Here is a 16484-nt window from a genome sequence, read left to right on the forward strand (position 1 = left end):
CATCACCCCCTATATTAATTTATCAACGAGTTTTTCATTACCCTGTTTCTTAAGTTCATATATACCATTAATAGAAATATTCCCATTCTGTAAAGCTTCTTTGATTATTTTTAATGAGTCAATATTGAATCGAATAGAAAGACCACAGCTGGCAGTTATTTCCCTTGGAGTTGGTATAATTTCATTGGGTATTTTTTTATCCTTCAAGCATTTTTCTGCAGCAATTGCTGAATGAGTAGAATCGAAAACTATTACATATATTTTTGAATTTTCCATTTCAAGCTCCTATATTTTGATAGTATTTTTTGCATTATTTAGCTTTTCTACTATGGTGTACATATTACTAACGCCACCCACAAGCAGCTTATCTTTAATTTTATAGTAATCCAAGCAGGTACCACAGGAGAGTATTTCGACTCCATTGGCTTCTAGTTTTCTCAAATTTTCTAGTACCTCTGAGCCCTCTATGGCTAGCTTAACACCGCTATTTAGAAATATGATGGCCTTAGGATATGGTGTAGATTCGGTTAATGTGTAAATGTAGCCCTTCATTAATATTTTGCCCAATTCCTCTGACCCTTCCCCAAAGCATGTATTAGTTACTAGAATAACTAAGTTTCTTTTTGGAAGATCATCACAGTTTATTTCGCCAGAAGCATGGATTCCTTCAAGGGAATGATCCTTAAATATATTAATATAATAATTCCCTTGGCTTTCCTTAATATCAACCTTTAACGTTAAGCTCTTGGCTAGCTTTGCTACGTTTTCTTTTGCCACTTCATTATCAACAATGGTAGTTATAATGCCCTCTTCTATGGCTTCTAAGGCTTTCTTTGTATGTATTACAGGCAATGGACAATTTAAGCCTCTTGCATCAATTTGTGTATTCATTTTCATTCCTCCAACAATTTCAATTGTTTTTCTTATTCTTAGTATATCAATACCATCGAATATCTTCAATGTATTGTACCCAACTACATATCAATTCTATCTATTAAATTTTAGTATGATATCAAATTGGTCTATTCTAATACTATACATATTTATAGTGCTTAAATTAATTTTTTAAATTTATAAATTAATTATATTAATTATTTCTAAATTATATATTGACTTTATTAATTATTAATTATATTATCTAATTATCATAACTGTGAAAATGTTCCAACCATATTTGAAGGGAGCTTATACTATGAAAAACAAGGTGCTTGGCCAATGTCCAGTTTGTAATCATCAATTGAAAATAACACGACTTCACTGCCGCCACTGTGATACTACTATAGAGGGAAGCTTTGAATTATGTAAATTTTCTAGACTTTCTCAAGAACACAAGGACTTTATTGATGTGTTTATTAAAAACCGAGGAAATATAAAGGAAATTGAAAGGGAGCTGGGGATTTCATATCCAACTGTCAGGAATAAACTTGAAGGTGTAATTGAGGCCTTAGGCCATAGCTCTGTTCCTATTACCTCTACTAATAAAAAAGATGTACTTGAAAGCTTAAGTAGAGGAGAAATTACAGCTGAAGAGGCTGTTAAGCTATTAAAAGAATAATTTTATATTAAGAAGGAGCTGATTTTTTTGACTGAGGAAAGATTAATTATTTTAAAGCTACTGGAAGAGGGAAAAATTAATAAGGAGGAAGCTGCAAGATTGCTGGAAGCCTTAGATGATGAGGATCGTGACAACACCTCCAACCATAACGGTTCTTACTCATCTAAGAAGGATTCAAAAAAGCATAAGAATATTCATATTCATCATGATGATGACTTTACTAGTTCCTTTGAAAACTTTGATAAGCGCATGGACGATTTTGGAAAGCATATGGAGGATTTTGGCGAAAAATTTGGTGAAAGAATGAGTCATATAGGAGTTCACCTAGCAGAAAAATCAATGGGGTTTGCAGAAAAAATTCTAGATTTTGTCGAAAAGAACGTAGATATTGAAAACTTATCGAAGTACAACGAAGACTCAAAATATAAAAGCTATGAGGAGATTTATAAGATAGATGCTCCAGAAGCCCTAAAGACTCTAGATATACTTGCAAAAAATGGGAAGATATATTTATCCAGCTGGGATGAGGATAATATTTCTGTAAAGGCTTCTATTAGAGCACTTCCTGAAGAATATGAATACCACAAACCCATATTGCAGACAAAGAAGGAGAGCTCTTCAGTAGCTTTGTTTCCAAAGGAGCTTGAAAAACTTATGATTCAGCTGGAGGTATTTGTTCCTTCTTCTCTTATTGATACTATTAAAGCCAATACTAAAAACGCAGCTATTTATATAGAGGATATAGAGTGTAATAAAATTTGCTGTCATACAAAAAATGCATCTATTATTTTAAAGGAACTGAAAGTTCACAAAGAGATAAGCTGTTCCACAACCAACGCTAAAATTTCCTTTAGTGATATTATTGCTAATCATATTTTAGCTGCCACTAAAAATGCTAAGGTTTTAATTGATAACACCAGCGCTTCCAAAATAGAGACATTAACCACTAATTCTAAAATATTAGTTAGTAATTTAATCTATGATAAATTAGAGCTTATTCATCTTAAAACCTCAAATGGTAAAATTGAAATTAAAGGTGATGTTCCTCAAGCTATAGGTATTGGCCTTGAAGCAGTAACCACCAACGGGTCCATTAGAACCCCCTTCTCCATGACCTATACTGAGAAAACAGTTGGCTCAACCATGAAGCTTTACGGTAAAAGCACAAATTATGACAGTTGTAATAAAAGCGTTAGTATTAAAGCCTTCACTACAAACGACGACATACTTATTTCAAATTAATAAAAACATGAGAGAAATCTCATGTTTTTTTATTATTATGTAATGCTGTGCACCTCACTTCGACAGATTGCCATAGGCGTTACTTAAGCAGTTAGCTCGAATCAGGCTGCCCTACGGCACACGAAAGGGATTACTTACCGTTGCTTCCTTCCGGACCTGGCGGGGTTCGCAAGCTTCCATTGCGTAGGACCCGATCTTCATTACCACTTACTTAAGGCTGCCCTACATACAACATGCCTCAGTGAGGAATTCAATCCTGCTATAGCGGGTTGCAGGTTACAGGGCACCGCTACCTCCCCATCTAGCACAGCAAACTTATAAACTTTTAATGGCGGAGAGAGCGGGACTCGAACCCGCGGGGCCTTTCGGCCTTACACGCTTTCCAGGCGTGCCCCTTAGCCAACTCGGACACCTCTCCTTGCGTATTTAAGCTTTTTTTCTCAGCTCTTTAAAAAAGCGCCTCATAATATCAGCACATTCTTCTTCTAAAACACCGGTAGTTATTTCTACCTGATGATTAAATTCATTCATATTTAATAAATTTACTATAGATCCACATGCACCTGCCTTTGGGTCCATACTTCCTATAACCACCCGTTGAATACGACTTTGAAGTATTGCCCCTGCACACATAGGACAGGGTTCTATTGTAGCATATAGGGTGCTGTTTGTCAACCTCCATCCCCCTAATGCCTCACATGCTTCTTTGATGGCAATCAATTCAGCATGGGCAGTGGCGTCCTTTAATGTTTCCCTTAAATTATGAGCAGCAGAAACAATTTTGTTATCTCTGACAATTACTGCACCAATTGGTACTTCCTTCTTGTCAAAAGCCTTTAATGCTTCCTCCAATGCAAACCTCATGTAATACTCATCCACATTAATTCCTCCAATAATGGAGCTTTTATAAAATAAAACTATAGATATTAGTTTTTCCGTTATTTACTGTAAAAATTCAGTACAAGTAATATATTAAATAAAATCCGTCTAAAAGTCAATGGTTGTATTTGCTAAATGGCCCCCATCTATTTTAGATAGGGGCCATAATAATACTATGATTATATCAATTTAGTCTTTCTCAACATTCTAATTATTACTGCTGCTATTTCACCCCTTGTAATACTGTCTTTAGGCTTTAATTTTCCATTGCTTCCATTAAATATTTCCTTTTCAATACAGATATAGGCAGCTGCTCTTGCCCATGAGCTTAGTTCGTCTGAGTCAACATAGTTTTCCATCGCTAATTCTATTTCCTGCAACTCAATGCCATCATCCTGAATTCCAATTAGCTTCATGGCTCTTTCAATAATTACCATAGTTTCTTCTCTACTTATGGTTGCATTGGGTCTAAAGCTGCCATCTTTATAACCGGTTATTAACCCATACTCATAGGCTATAGATATAAATTCGTTATGCCAATCAGAATTTTTTACATCAGCAAAAGAGTTGGAGCCTCCTTTAGAGGTTAGACCTAATGCCCTAACTATTATGGAGGTGAGTTCACCTCTAGTAATTGCCCTATCGGGCTCATACCTATCTTCATCTACTCCATTAGTTATTAATCTGGATGTACTCTCTCTTACATACTCTTTAGCCCAATGCTTTTCCATATCTTTAAATTCTTTTTCAAAGCTGACAACGGTATACAAACTATTGCTCATACTGCTGATTATAGCGTAATCCTTACCATTTGTATTGACAATTCTAGTTGGTACATGGTTCAAACTGCCATCCCTTTTAATCAATACTCCAGTTAAAGTCTTCGATGAAGGTAGATTGTTTAAAGGGATATATCTCTCAACATATTTATTGAATCTGCTTATTTCTAATTCTACATCTCCTATTCTAAATAAGATTTTAAATTCAACAATGGGTGAAGCTACCATTATATTGCTTTCTGCCAATTCAGCTACAATACTATCCCTTTCTTCTTGTGGTGGCAGTTTAATTTGAATGGAAAATGAGGTATCCTTCCAGTCGACATTTCCCTTCAATTCCAACAGCTCATTTATATCAAGATCATTTAAGGGAATCCTGTAGGTACTATCTGTGGTAACTATATTTAATGCAGTATCTTTGTTTTTCATTTTACTAAATGTTTCTCCATTAAATGATACTATTAAAGTGTTGACAGTTTTACTATTGCTTACATTAATAGTTGAACTTTCCTGCTGATTGTTCAGTTTAGTTAAAATAGCATCTGTTAAATATACCTTAACCTCTGTTTTATCACCAATATATATAACCTCTGCCTCTACTTCTTTATGCTCTATACCATTTATATCTACATTTACATACCCGACTCCATCGTGAATTTTTACTTCTTCCTTTACGTCTTCCTCAATCTCATTTACCCTTGGGCTAATTGCATGCCCTCCTCCTGAAGATCCTCCGCTAGATCCGCCACCACTATCATCCTTATCCTTATCCTTATCCTCATATGCTTTTTCTCTTATAACTTTTATTTTGTATATAGACTTATTTCCATTTTCTGCTGTAACTTCAACATTTATAGTATTGCTTCCAAAGTTCAATTCAATGGCTGGTGATGCTTCTCCATTAATGGCATCTATTGTATTTATTTTTATAGAAGCATTATTGTCCCATGTAATAGCGGTGATGGTTATAGAGTTTACACTGCTATCAACATTGACATTATACTCCAAGTGAGAAGATGAGAAGGAGGGGTTTAATGTTCCCTTGCTTGTAACAATACTCCTTAGCTCTGCATTTCCTGATAAATCAGCAATATTTATTGTTATTTCTCCTATATTTGTAGAATAGTTTGATTCATCCTTACATTTCCATTCAAAGTTTGTTGTTCCGTACCAGTCTTCTACTGGAATAAATCTTATGTTTTTTATATCTTCTACTAATATTTCCTGGTTAATTACAATAGAAGCATCTTCTAGCTTCAGCTGGCCATTCTCTGGTAAGGAGATAATCATAATTTTTTCTATTGGGCTTCCATCTTGGTTTACAAAGGTAAAATCACTTGCCTTAAATGATAGTATATCTCCAGTTTTCCCATACACAGTATTGTTTTCAGCCTTTGGTATTGACTTGTATCTAATATCAGCAGAGTATGCTTGGCTTACATTTCCTATTCCATCCTTTAGCTTCATATATACTGTTTTAATCCCATAGCCTTCGCTTAAATTCCAATTGTAGTTATCATTAAGGGGCTGCCACTCACTCCAACCTATGTTATCATTTGAAAACTGCATTGCTATATTCCCTGCACCAAGTCCATCATTTGCTGTAATTGATAAATTAACATCTGCTATAGTAGTTTCTGCTTCTCCATGGTTAATTTCAATTGTCCCTGTTGGAGCTGTTGTATCTAAATATATACTGCTACTCAAAGGGGTTACATTCTTGGCCATATCTCTTAACTCAATATATACAACCTTGTCTCCATCTCCTTCAGTTACCATCCATGGCTTGGCTTGTAATAACGTCTGCCAGCTGCTCCATGTTGTATTGTCATTGGATAGTCGCATTTCTACTGTTCCATTTTCATCTACCCCTATTATGCTGAGAATTACATTGGCATCATTTGTGTGGCTGTCTCCATCATTTATACTTATACTTCCTGTTGGCGGGATGGTATCTAAAGTTATTGAAGCTTCGAAGTCTGATATGTTTCCTGCTTTATCCCTTAATTGCATATAAACAGTTTTCTTTCCTTCTCCATCTGATATTGTCCAACTCTTATTGGACAGCAGCATCTCCCAGCTGCTCCAGATTACATTGTCATTGGATAGTCTCATTTCGACTGGTCCGTTTTCATCTGCGCCTGTCATATTAATGGTTACATCTGTGTCATTGGTATAGTCCTCTTCATCATTTATCGTTATACTTCCTGATGGTGGGGTGGTGTCTATTATAAACTCCAATGTGGTTATATTGCCTGCTGTATCTGTTACCACCAGAATATAGCTGCCCTCTTCACTCACACCTTCTCCATTTGTAAAGGGATTATCATTTAGTGTTGCTGTTCCTTTGTTAAAATTTATTGTAATTGCTGTGTTATATACGCCTCCATTATCTACCCCCGTTACTATTGGTGGTGTTGTATCTAATATAATCGATTGTTGTATGGCCAGTATATTTCCCGCTGCGTCTCTGAGCTCCAAATATACTGTCTTTGTTCCATCTCCATCTTCTAAACTAAAATCCTTTGTTGTTGATAGAGCCTCCCAGCTAGTCCATGTACTATTATCCTTTGAAAGTCTCATTTCAACTGCACTATTTTCATCTGTACCAACAATATTTAAAATCACGTTAACATTATTGGTTATATTCTCTCCGCTATTTATTGTAAAGCTTCCGATTGGAGGAACAGTATCAAGTATTATAGTTGCTTCATAGCTTGCTGTGTTTCCTGCTGCGTCTCTAAGCTCCAAATAAACTGTTTTTTCTTCATCTCCTGTTGATAGTGTCCATCCCTTAGTTGTGATTAACGCCTCCCAATTTTCCCAGGTTATATTATTATTAGATAGTCTCATTTCTACAGCACCGTTTTCATCTGCACCTGTTATATTCAATGTTACGGTTGTACTATTGGTATACATATCTCCGTCATTAATGGTTATTGAACCTGTTGGAGGTGTAGTATCTATTATGAAGGATACTGTGGTGGTATTTCCTGCTTCATCAATTACCACAAGTATATAGCTCCCTTCTTCACTGGCGTTACTTCCACTTGTAAAGGGGCTTCCATTTAGTGTTGCTGTTCCTTCATTGAAGGTTATTGTTCTGGCTGTGTTATAAACAGCATTATCAGTAACACCTGTTACTATTGGTGGAGTGCTATCTAATGTAATTGTATCCTCATATACGCTGCTGTTTCCTGCCATATCCCGAAGCTCAACGTATACCGTTTTTAGTCCATCTCCGTCAGACATTGTCCACAGCTTAGTTGGTATGAGTGTCTCCCATCCACTCCATGTAGTATTATTATTTGAAAACCTTATTTCAACTGCTCCATTTTCATCTGTTCCTGTAATATTTAATGTTACATCTCTATTATTGGTAACTACTGCTCCACCGTTAATGCTTATTGTCCCTGCTGGGGGTATGGTATCTAAAGTAATACTGTCACTTATTTCAATATTACTTACAGCACCGTTTCCATCCTTCAGCTGCATATAGACTGTTTTTTCTCCATCACCATCCCCTAATGTCCAATCCTTTGTTGATGAATAACTTTCCCAGTCACTCCAGCTTATGTTGTCATTGGAAAATCTCATTTCTATTGGTGGGCCTCCTGGGGCGTTGGCTGAAAGACTTAATGTTACGTTGTTGGAGTTTGTATAAAGTGCGTTTGAATTTATGCTTACTGTTCCGGTTGGTGGTGAAGGTTGATATTCTATGACCAGATGGGTTTTATGGTATTGTTGCTGCTGGTAATTTATGTTGCTTCTATCTGGAAAATCAAAAAAGTTGACTGCACCAGTTTGTGCTCCACTTATTACAAAGGATGCCATAGTACTTATTGAGGCTTGTGTTTTTATAAAATCTGTTACATCATACTCTGCTTGTAGATTATGAGATGTTTGAAAGGACCTGTCCTCTAGGACAATTAACTGATCTTTTGTTGGTACTATTATATCTGACTCTGTCCAACTATCATTATTTGAACCATGGATTGTAATGAAATTATCACCAGAAGTATTAACTATAAAGAATTTTAAAGTTGCCTTTGATACTGTTCTATTATTGTCAATATCGCTTAAGTTAAATCTTATTACTGATTCAGAAACCCCATATGTATCAAAGTGACCTACATAATTTAAATTTCCATCATTCCCATTATCAAGTCCATCTGGGTATACTTCAATAAGCCCATCTAGTGTTTCTACAAACTTATCTATTTCCACATTAATAATAAGGTCACTGGCAAAGGACGTACTATATACTATTGTTAGTATCAACAATAATAATGTACATATGGTAAGTCTTAATGCTTTTTTAAACATCCAATATCCCCTCTCTTACATTAATTACTCTATGGGTTTTATGTAATAGCCTAACTTCTGCTGGGGTATATCCCCCGTAGGGCAATGATAAAGCTTAGGCCTAAATAGGGCTGCATATTTTCGTGGGGCTCCCCTCCACCAGCCGGCTGCACTACTTGTGGTGCCATATTCACATTAGGTGTAGTAGTATATGCAGCAGGTTGTCTTCCTCTTATATTAGTAAATACTGCATTTTCGGGATTAGTAACTGGTGTACCTGTAGTGGTGGTGCATTGGGGTATATGATTATGGTTAGGTAGTTGACTATTTGTTAATGTTACTGTAGAGGAACCACCTGTTGAGCCTATCTGTCTATTGGTTAATCCGGGGCCTTGCCCATAGCTCATGGGGGTTTTTCCTCTTAGATTTGGTAATGCAAAGGTTGTTCCTCCATCTCCGCCATATCTATTTCCTATAACAGAATATAATGCAGTGTTTTGTGAGATTTGAAGGATTTGTCCATCACAAAAGGCCCAGTCCTTTGGGGGAAAGTTGCCTGCAAATATACGAATTTCTCCGATAAATGGATCCATATTATAGCCTCCTCTTTAATTTCTTGGTGGGTATATACCCTGTAATGCAATACAAAAATTTAATACTATATAGGGCTGCATATTGTTATGGGTCTGAGCTTCGCCGCTGTATGAAAGTGCTGCATGATTCATATTAACCATTGGGTTAGTATTTTTTACATATATATTTCTTTCGTCTTTTGCTAAAACATTTCCTTCAGCTTTCTGTTGATCTTTATTGTTTGTACTTCCAACCATTATATGAGTATGATTGGGCATTTGGCTTACGGTAAGCCATTGCTCCTCTACTCCTCCAACTTGGCCTGCTTCTGAGTGAATAGGTACTCGGCCCCTTAAATCTGGCAAAGCAAAGTTTGTAGTTCCATTTCCACCGTAGGTTGTACCTAATAATGAATATAATGCTTGGTTTTGATTTATTTGTAGTAATTGCCCATTACAGAGGGCCCAGCCCATTGGTGCAAAAGAAAATGGAAATAATCTAATTTCTCCTAAAAAACCTTCCATGTTTTAACCCTCCTTTATTTTTAGTCCCTAATTGGGTAATCACCTTCAAGTGCAATAATATAATTTATTGCTAAATAAGGCATCATATTATTATGGGGTTGATTTCCACCTTCATAGGAAATTGAATTAGCATTCATATGGCTTAAATCTGTAGTTTCCTGTGTATATTGTGCTATTTTATTTGATGGATATGCACCCTCAGGAGACGCTTCTGTCCCTTCCGCCGAGGTGGCTGTTACATTATGACTATGTATTGGTAAATGAATATTGGTTAAGGTTACTTCTTCTGTTCCACCCTTTTGTCCAATAATATAGTTTTTGCCCCCAACAGATTGTCCTTGATGAATTGGAATCCTTCCCCTTAAATCTGGTACTGCAAAATTTGTTATTCCATCTCCACCATAACTTGTTCGAATAACCGAAAAAAGCATCTCATGTTCAAAAACAGATAGTAATTGACCATGGCACAAAGCCCATCCTATAGGTGCATAATCACCTGCAAACATCCTAATCTCTCCTACATATTGATCCATATTAACTCTCCCTTCTTTTTATTAAATACTGTTTTGTTTTTTGAATTTTCAATAATTTTACCCTAAAATTCTCATAGCCCTTCTTACATTATCATTATTTAGGCCTCCATTCCATTCTATGGTACAACTCATTACAGCTTACTTCTTTAAAGCCTAGTTTTATGTATAATATAACAGCTGGATTATTATTAAATACACTCAATTGGATAGGGAGGTTTGCTGCCTTTGCAACGCTTTGAATGAATAATATTTGCTCTTTGCCAATTCCTTTATTTCTAAATTCTTTTAGAATAGCTAAGTCTACAATAGTAATTTTTTTATCATCTCTATGGATATATATATATCCAACCTGCTGTCCATTATAAATAATTAATTGTTTATCAAGATTCGGATATTGTATTTCGTAGGAATTTTGCTGGCAAAGAAATTGATTTTGTATAAATAACCTCTCTTCTTCTTCTCTCCACCCCCACAGAGATATTTCTTCCTGTTTATTATTTTTAAAGACATTAAACAAAAAATCTTTGTCATCGTTTGTCATAACTTGTTTGTTCCTTAACATAATTACCCCCATTTATTATCGTATTATATTATTATTCTTGCATTTATTCCTATTATTGTCAATTTTTTATAGTCTAAGTATAAAAATACAAGGAGGGATCGCCCCCTTAACAACCTCGATATTAATAGGAAAATAGAATTTTCCTATTAAAAAAACTCCACATTTGAAAAGTAGAGTTTTTTTAAAGTATTTTTATTTATGGTGCAACATAGCCAATGCTGGTATCTATACCTATTGAATTTGTAGCTCCATCCCAGGTTACTCCTATATTAAAGGTACTGGCTATGTCCCTAAGTTTAAAATAGTTGTTTCCATTGATGTTATAGGCTTTAAGTTCCACTACATTACCATCTTTATATATTACCGATGTGTTTAAGCTTGCTGTCTTTTCTTTTCCGTCGCCGGTAGTAAGTTCTCCACCTGATACTGTATATGCTTTATTTGTGATTAAATTAATAGCATTTTTTTCTCCATCCCACTCAACTTCAAATTGCTTTTCTGTACTACTTACTACTTTAGCTAAATCTCTTAACTTAAAGTAATTGTTACCATCAATATTATAGGCTTCAAATGATATTTCACTACCATTGACTAAAACCTTTGCTGATGTTGGTTTTGCTATGGTTGTGTTAGTTGTGTTAGTTGTGTTAGTTGTATTTTTCGTATCCTTAACAGTAATAATTGCTTGAGCTGCACCAGCAACTGCTTCATATCTAAAAATGACATAATAGTCTCCTGGTTCAGTTAACGTAACAGTATTTCCAGCCATATATTGAGGATAATCAACGTCATAATTGTATATCTCTGATTCATCAACAAGTTTCTCGATAAAATTTCCAAACTTAGGGAATCCATGCTCGTCTATTTCAAGTGGTTCTTCAGGTACCCAAATTTTAACTTTTCCTGAAACTGGCAGTCGGTCATCATAAAAATATTCGTAGGTTTTATCACCTGTCTTAATTAATTTATACACATCAAACATAATTCCCTTATCAGTAAGAAGTTTTATGGTGGAGGGCCCTTCAACTATAAGTCCAGCATCAATATCTTCCTGAATTTCCTTTACATTAAAAGTATCTATTACATTAGTAACAGAAAAATGTGCTGGTGTATTATCTATGTCCTCCTTAGACATACCTTCCCATATGTATCCTTTTACTTCAACTGTTTTACCTTCTGCTGCAAATACTGATGTTGGAAATATCATAGCTAACAAAAGTAAAACTGTTAAAATCTGTATTGCTCCCTTAATTCTTGTCATTTTCATATTCTGCTCTCTCCCTTATTGTGTAGTACTTACATACGTTGTGGTGAAAAATCCATCATAGGAACATTATACCAAATTAATTCTTCTTGGAATAGCTTAATGTTTTTAGAAAAGAGCTTTATACTATAGATTTTTGTAAACAGAAAAAGACCTTCCTCAATAGAGGTCTTATGGTATATAGTAAGTAATAAACAAAGCCCTGCAAAATGGATTTGCAGGGTTTTGTCTAAATTCTAGTGGTGTTCCCGGCGGGAGTCGAACCCACGGCCTACTGCTTAGGAGGCAGTTGCTCTATCCTTCTGAGCTACGGAAACATATATCGATTAAATTTGTACCTATTTTAGTTATAGGGTTAAAAATTTTATATTTTGTACAAGGGTTAGTTTAACATAGATTATATAAAAAATCAATTATCTATTTATTCATGTTGATATACAAATTTCCAATAGCAATTGTTGATATTATTGAGCCCTCATCATCATTTTGAATCCGAGGGCTTTTAACAGTCTAGTTATATACAAATCAACCTTATTTTAATAATACTATTAATTCTTAAATCTTATCTGTTCCCATAAAGTTTCTTAATGCCTCAGGAATAGAAATGCTTCCATCTGAATTTTGGAAGTTTTCAAGTATGGCGGCCAAGGTTCTTCCTACCGCTAGTCCTGATCCATTTAGTGTGTGTACAAATTCTACCTTACCCTTATCACTTGGTCGATATCTAATGTTGGCTCTCCTTGCCTGAAAATCTTCAAAATTACTACATGAAGAAATTTCAACATATCTATTATAGCTGGGCATCCAAACCTCCAGGTCATATTTAAAGGCCGCTGTAAAGCCTAAATCTCCAGTACATATCTTAACTATACGATATGGTAGATTTAAAAGCTGTAATACCTTTTCTGCGTTATTTGTTAGTTTTTCTAATTCTTCATATGAATTTTCTGGCTTAACAAACTTAACAAGCTCAACCTTGTTAAACTGATGCTGTCTTATAAGCCCTCTAGTGTCCCTACCTGCTGAACCCGCCTCAGATCTGAAACAAGGAGTATATGCCGCATAATATACAGGTAGGCTTTCTTCCTCCAATATGTCATCTCTATGAATATTAGTTACAGGGACCTCTGCTGTTGGAACTAAGAAGTAATCTTTTTGAGGTATTTTAAAGGCGTCCTCTTCAAACTTTGGTAAATTCCCTGTTCCAGTCATGCTGTCGCGATTTACCATGAAGGGAGGTAAAATTTCTGTATATCCATGCTCTGATGTATGCAGATCTAACATAAAATTGATTAGCGCTCTTTCTAATTTTGCGCCAAGTCCCTTATATATTGTAAATCTTGATCCAGTCACCTTTCCAGCAGTTTCAAAATCAAGGATACCATTGTCTATTCCTAGCTCCCAGTGGGGTTTAAGGTCAAAATCAAAGCTTCTTGGCTCTCCCCACTTTCTTACCTCTTCATTATCATCATCAGTTTCTCCTTGTGGCACATCTGGATGCGGTACATTAGGGATACGTAGCATTACATCTAAAAGCTTTTCTTCTACTTCCTTTACTTTATTATCTAATTCCTTGATTTCATTTGAGAGATCTCTCATCCTTTCCATTATTTCAGTAGTATCTTTGCCTTCTTTTTTTAGCCTAGGTATTTCCTTTGTTACAGTATTTTGCTCACTCTTCATCTGCTCTACTTGCTGTAACCGCTTTCTTCTTTCATCATCAAGGGCTACAGCATCATCTAGACTGAAGTCTAGCTCTCCCCTTCTTGCCATTGCCGCTTTAACCTCTTCTAAATTCCCTCTAATTTTTTTAATATCTAGCATAATTAAAACCTCCCTAAAATTTTTGCTACAATAAAAAAGCCCCGTCCCTAAAAGGGACGGAAGCTATTGTTCCGCGTTGCCACCCTAGTTGATTAAGACATGACCTTAATCCCCTCCAAGGCATTTTAACGGTTGCAAACCGATGTAACCTACTCAACTTCAGTACATAGCTCTGGGATGGATTCGAAAGCTTGCTACATCGGTTTACACCAACCACCGACTCTCTTTAAGTAGCTCTACTCTCTACTATTTCCCTTCTTTGCATTAATCTTTAATTATAGTGAATTTTATCATATATAACTTCATTTTTCAATGTTTTTTTAATAATATATTACTCTTTTCATTATGATTTCCATAATAAATCATAATATGTCTTATATTATATAGAAATTTTAAATTTTAAAAAAATTATTTACAAAGTACCATCTCTCTCGTATATCCTTCCTTTTATAGGTTAATAATCCTAACATAAAGGAGGAGTTTTGCTATGAATAAAGTTGATTTAATCGCACAAATTAGTGACCTAAAGGATACTGATTATAGAAATACTCTGGCGATAGCAACACTTATAGAGCTTTTGATAGAAAAGAATATTTTTACTAGGAAAGAATTTGCTAAAAAATCATATCATATTGATAATATGACTTTAGAGGAATTAAAAAAGACAAGGGCTCATATATAGGTCCTTGTCTTTTTCTTATTAAATAGTATTACTTCTATTGTTCAAGCTTCATATCTCCATCTTTAATCCAACCCTTTTTTCTCATGCTTTGAGCTATTAAAAAGGTTAAAATAGCTGGTAGTATAAAGTGTAAAATTATTACCTTTGTTAATACGATAGATGGACTAATACCATTCTCTGTTACCATTCTGGCAAAGGTACCAAATTGACCTACTAACCCACTTGTACCCATGCCTGCACCTATACTATTGTTTTCCATTTTAAAAATTGTAGTAGCTAAGGGCCCCAGTATTCCACTTGCCAATGTAGGCGGAATCCATATTAGCGGATTCTTTATTATGTTAGGGACCTGAAGCATACTGGTACCCAGCCCTTGAGCAATTAGGCCTCCAAAGCCATTTTCTTTATAGCTTGCAACTCCAAAGCCTATCATTTGAGTTGCACAACCAACTACCGCTGCTCCTGCTGCCAAACCATTTAGTCCCAGTGAAATTGCCAATGCCGCACTACTTATTGGAAGAGTTAAGATCATTCCCATTAATACCGCTAAGAATATCCCCATAGGTATTGGATGAATAACAGTAAGGCTATTAATAATTTCTCCTAACCCCTTCATTAAAGCTGATACCACAGGTCCAATAAACCTACCAGCCAAACCTCCTACAATTATTGTTGTAGCAGGTATTAATACTATATCTACTTTGGTTTTACCTGCAATTCTTTTTGCTACTTCAGCACCCGCCAAAGCAGCAACAAAGGCGCCTACTGGCTCGCTGTTTCCTAGACCATATCCCCCAGTATCTAATAGCCTTATTGTTCCTGCTCCAATCATACCAGTTGCCAATGAGGCAAAGATTGCCAGAGATGGGGCTCCTATAGAATAAGCTACCCCTGCTCCTATTGCTGGCCCCACCATGAATTGAGCAATCTGTCCAAAAGAAACCAGCATTTGAATATTTAATTGCTCTCCAATTTGTTTTAAAATCAATCCAATAATTAAGGATGAAAAAAGACCTAAAGCCATTCCATTTAATGCCTTTGTAATATACTGCTTAAAAGAAATTCCTTGATTCATAAGTACCCCATTCCCTTCTGCTACATTAACCAGCATAAAAGTCAATGTATTTACACCTGTCTTTACACCAGCTATTAAAAATATACCATAGTATTAGTCTTGAATCAAGTACCCTTTTCTAAATAGTTCTTCCTTTAGGTCCTGGAAGCTTTTTTCACTTGTAACTTCTATTGTATGAATATGGACTCCGTCTGTTAAAGAAGCTAATGGCTCCGCTTTATAAAATTTTACCTTTTCCATGAACTCTTGAAGTTCTCCTTTATATCCAATGTCTAAAACGGTTCTAATTTCACCGTATATAGGATGTTCAACTATAACATCTATTATTTTAACACCGTGATCTAACATTATTAGTAGTTCATCTTCCATCTCTTCGTAGTTATGATGCCTTGAAACAATTGTTTTTATAAGCTTTCCTTTTTTTTCCTTCATAATTATATATCCTTGTGGTGTGGCAATAATGTCATTTCCATTGGCTCTCAATAAAGCTATATCTTGAACTATTACTTGTCTTGATACACTAAATAGGTTGGCTAATTCAGTACCTTTAATAGGTTTTCTTCCATTTTGCAATTCATTTATGATGGCTTTTCTTCTTTCTTCATTATTCATAATGCTCCTCACCTTCTTTACTTAGTTTAGGGAATTGCATAATTCAGATTTTTATTCTTTACACGTTATAAAATA

15 protein-coding genes, 2 tRNA genes, 1 other RNA gene and 1 other annotated feature are annotated in these 16484 nt (G+C 35.3%); of the genes, 3 read left to right on the top strand and 15 right to left on the bottom strand.

What is annotated here, in order from left to right:
* Positions 1–9: 9 nt before the first annotated feature.
* Both BLP68_RS01460 and yedF read right to left on the bottom strand, forming a co-directional pair.
* Positions 10–276, bottom strand: coding sequence for a putative Se/S carrier protein (locus BLP68_RS01460; protein WP_091539153.1), 267 nt, complete (start codon positions 274–276; stop codon positions 10–12).
* A gap of 9 nt (positions 277–285) precedes the next feature.
* The gene (gene yedF, locus BLP68_RS01465; protein ID WP_091539234.1) at positions 286–891 is read right to left on the bottom strand and encodes a sulfurtransferase-like selenium metabolism protein YedF; all 606 of its coding nucleotides are present in this window, start codon (positions 889–891) and stop codon (positions 286–288) included.
* Positions 892–1192: 301 nt separating this feature from the next.
* On the opposite strand from yedF, the gene BLP68_RS01470 reads away from it, so the two are divergent.
* Together BLP68_RS01470 and BLP68_RS01475 are read left to right on the top strand one after the other, a co-directional pair.
* On the top strand, positions 1193–1555 hold the full coding sequence (locus tag BLP68_RS01470) for a DUF2089 domain-containing protein (protein ID WP_091539156.1): 363 nt from the start codon (positions 1193–1195) through the stop codon (positions 1553–1555).
* Between the two features lie 27 nt (positions 1556–1582).
* Complete coding sequence (locus BLP68_RS01475; RefSeq protein WP_091539159.1) at positions 1583–2797, top strand: DUF4097 family beta strand repeat-containing protein; 1215 nt, start codon at positions 1583–1585, stop codon at positions 2795–2797.
* Positions 2798–2842: 45 nt separating this feature from the next.
* Here BLP68_RS01475 and ffs read toward each other — a convergent pair.
* The 11 genes from ffs to serS all read right to left on the bottom strand — a co-directional run bounded on the left by ffs (position 2843) and on the right by serS (position 14040).
* Positions 2843–3107: signal recognition particle sRNA large type (ffs, locus tag BLP68_RS01480), an RNA gene on the bottom strand.
* A 19-nt stretch (positions 3108–3126) separates the two neighbouring features.
* Positions 3127–3215, bottom strand: a tRNA-Ser gene (locus BLP68_RS01485).
* Between the two features lie 8 nt (positions 3216–3223).
* Complete coding sequence (tadA, locus tag BLP68_RS01490; RefSeq protein ID WP_091539236.1) at positions 3224–3661, bottom strand: tRNA adenosine(34) deaminase TadA; 438 nt, start codon at positions 3659–3661, stop codon at positions 3224–3226.
* Between the two features lie 194 nt (positions 3662–3855).
* A complete protein-coding gene (locus tag BLP68_RS01495; protein WP_091539162.1) occupies positions 3856–8781 on the bottom strand; it encodes an S-layer homology domain-containing protein in 4926 nt (1641 codons plus the stop codon).
* A gap of 50 nt (positions 8782–8831) precedes the next feature.
* The gene (locus BLP68_RS01500; RefSeq protein ID WP_091539163.1) at positions 8832–9353 is read right to left on the bottom strand and encodes a phage tail protein; all 522 of its coding nucleotides are present in this window, start codon (positions 9351–9353) and stop codon (positions 8832–8834) included.
* 15 nt (positions 9354–9368) lie between these two features.
* A complete protein-coding gene (locus tag BLP68_RS01505) occupies positions 9369–9857 on the bottom strand; it encodes a phage tail protein (protein ID WP_091539166.1) in 489 nt (162 codons plus the stop codon).
* Between the two features lie 20 nt (positions 9858–9877).
* On the bottom strand, positions 9878–10390 hold the full coding sequence (locus BLP68_RS01510; protein WP_091539167.1) for a phage tail protein: 513 nt from the start codon (positions 10388–10390) through the stop codon (positions 9878–9880).
* A 94-nt stretch (positions 10391–10484) separates the two neighbouring features.
* Entirely contained in the window at positions 10485–10952 is a 468-nt protein-coding gene (locus BLP68_RS01515) for a GNAT family N-acetyltransferase (RefSeq protein WP_176758820.1), read from the bottom strand.
* Positions 10953–11148: 196 nt separating this feature from the next.
* On the bottom strand, positions 11149–12219 hold the full coding sequence (locus BLP68_RS01520) for a stalk domain-containing protein (protein ID WP_091539173.1): 1071 nt from the start codon (positions 12217–12219) through the stop codon (positions 11149–11151).
* A 237-nt stretch (positions 12220–12456) separates the two neighbouring features.
* Positions 12457–12533: transfer RNA gene (locus BLP68_RS01525), tRNA-Arg, on the bottom strand.
* Positions 12534–12771: 238 nt separating this feature from the next.
* Complete coding sequence (serS, locus tag BLP68_RS01530) at positions 12772–14040, bottom strand: serine--tRNA ligase (protein ID WP_091539174.1); 1269 nt, start codon at positions 14038–14040, stop codon at positions 12772–12774.
* Between the two features lie 49 nt (positions 14041–14089).
* Positions 14090–14309, bottom strand: a binding site (T-box leader).
* 218 nt (positions 14310–14527) lie between these two features.
* Between serS and BLP68_RS01535 the strand changes: the two genes are divergently transcribed.
* Entirely contained in the window at positions 14528–14722 is a 195-nt protein-coding gene (locus BLP68_RS01535) for a hypothetical protein (RefSeq protein WP_091539177.1), read from the top strand.
* A gap of 34 nt (positions 14723–14756) precedes the next feature.
* On the opposite strand, the gene BLP68_RS01540 is transcribed toward BLP68_RS01535, so the two are convergent.
* Together BLP68_RS01540 and BLP68_RS01545 are read right to left on the bottom strand one after the other, a co-directional pair.
* Entirely contained in the window at positions 14757–15833 is a 1077-nt protein-coding gene (locus tag BLP68_RS01540; RefSeq protein ID WP_330389017.1) for a PTS sugar transporter subunit IIC, read from the bottom strand.
* Positions 15834–15890: 57 nt separating this feature from the next.
* On the bottom strand, positions 15891–16409 hold the full coding sequence (locus BLP68_RS01545; RefSeq protein WP_091539179.1) for a transcription repressor NadR: 519 nt from the start codon (positions 16407–16409) through the stop codon (positions 15891–15893).
* Positions 16410–16484 lie beyond the last annotated feature (75 nt).

The organism is Alkaliphilus peptidifermentans DSM 18978 (genome assembly GCF_900101495.1).
Classification (GTDB): Bacteria; Bacillota; Clostridia; order Peptostreptococcales; family Natronincolaceae; genus Alkaliphilus_C; species Alkaliphilus_C peptidifermentans.

Bases quoted from the DNA above. Each gene is read 5' to 3' on its own strand.
- BLP68_RS01460 (WP_091539153.1), bottom strand. From the start codon at position 276: ATGGAAAATTCAAAAATATATGTAATAGTTTTCGATTCTACTCATTCA.
- yedF (WP_091539234.1), bottom strand. From the start codon at position 891: ATGAATACACAAATTGATGCAAGAGGCTTAAATTGTCCATTGCCTGTA.
- BLP68_RS01470 (WP_091539156.1), top strand. From the start codon at position 1,193: ATGAAAAACAAGGTGCTTGGCCAATGTCCAGTTTGTAATCATCAATTG.
- tadA (WP_091539236.1), bottom strand. From the start codon at position 3,661: ATGAGGTTTGCATTGGAGGAAGCATTAAAGGCTTTTGACAAGAAGGAA.
- BLP68_RS01495 (WP_091539162.1), bottom strand. From the start codon at position 8,781: ATGTTTAAAAAAGCATTAAGACTTACCATATGTACATTATTATTGTTG.
- BLP68_RS01500 (WP_091539163.1), bottom strand. From the start codon at position 9,353: ATGGATCCATTTATCGGAGAAATTCGTATATTTGCAGGCAACTTTCCC.
- BLP68_RS01505 (WP_091539166.1), bottom strand. From the start codon at position 9,857: ATGGAAGGTTTTTTAGGAGAAATTAGATTATTTCCATTTTCTTTTGCA.
- BLP68_RS01510 (WP_091539167.1), bottom strand. From the start codon at position 10,390: ATGGATCAATATGTAGGAGAGATTAGGATGTTTGCAGGTGATTATGCA.
- BLP68_RS01515 (WP_176758820.1), bottom strand. From the start codon at position 10,952: ATGTTAAGGAACAAACAAGTTATGACAAACGATGACAAAGATTTTTTG.
- BLP68_RS01520 (WP_091539173.1), bottom strand. From the start codon at position 12,219: ATGAAAATGACAAGAATTAAGGGAGCAATACAGATTTTAACAGTTTTA.
- serS (WP_091539174.1), bottom strand. From the start codon at position 14,040: ATGCTAGATATTAAAAAAATTAGAGGGAATTTAGAAGAGGTTAAAGCG.
- BLP68_RS01535 (WP_091539177.1), top strand. From the start codon at position 14,528: ATGAATAAAGTTGATTTAATCGCACAAATTAGTGACCTAAAGGATACT.
- BLP68_RS01540 (WP_330389017.1), bottom strand. From the start codon at position 15,833: ATGCTGGTTAATGTAGCAGAAGGGAATGGGGTACTTATGAATCAAGGA.
- BLP68_RS01545 (WP_091539179.1), bottom strand. From the start codon at position 16,409: ATGAATAATGAAGAAAGAAGAAAAGCCATCATAAATGAATTGCAAAAT.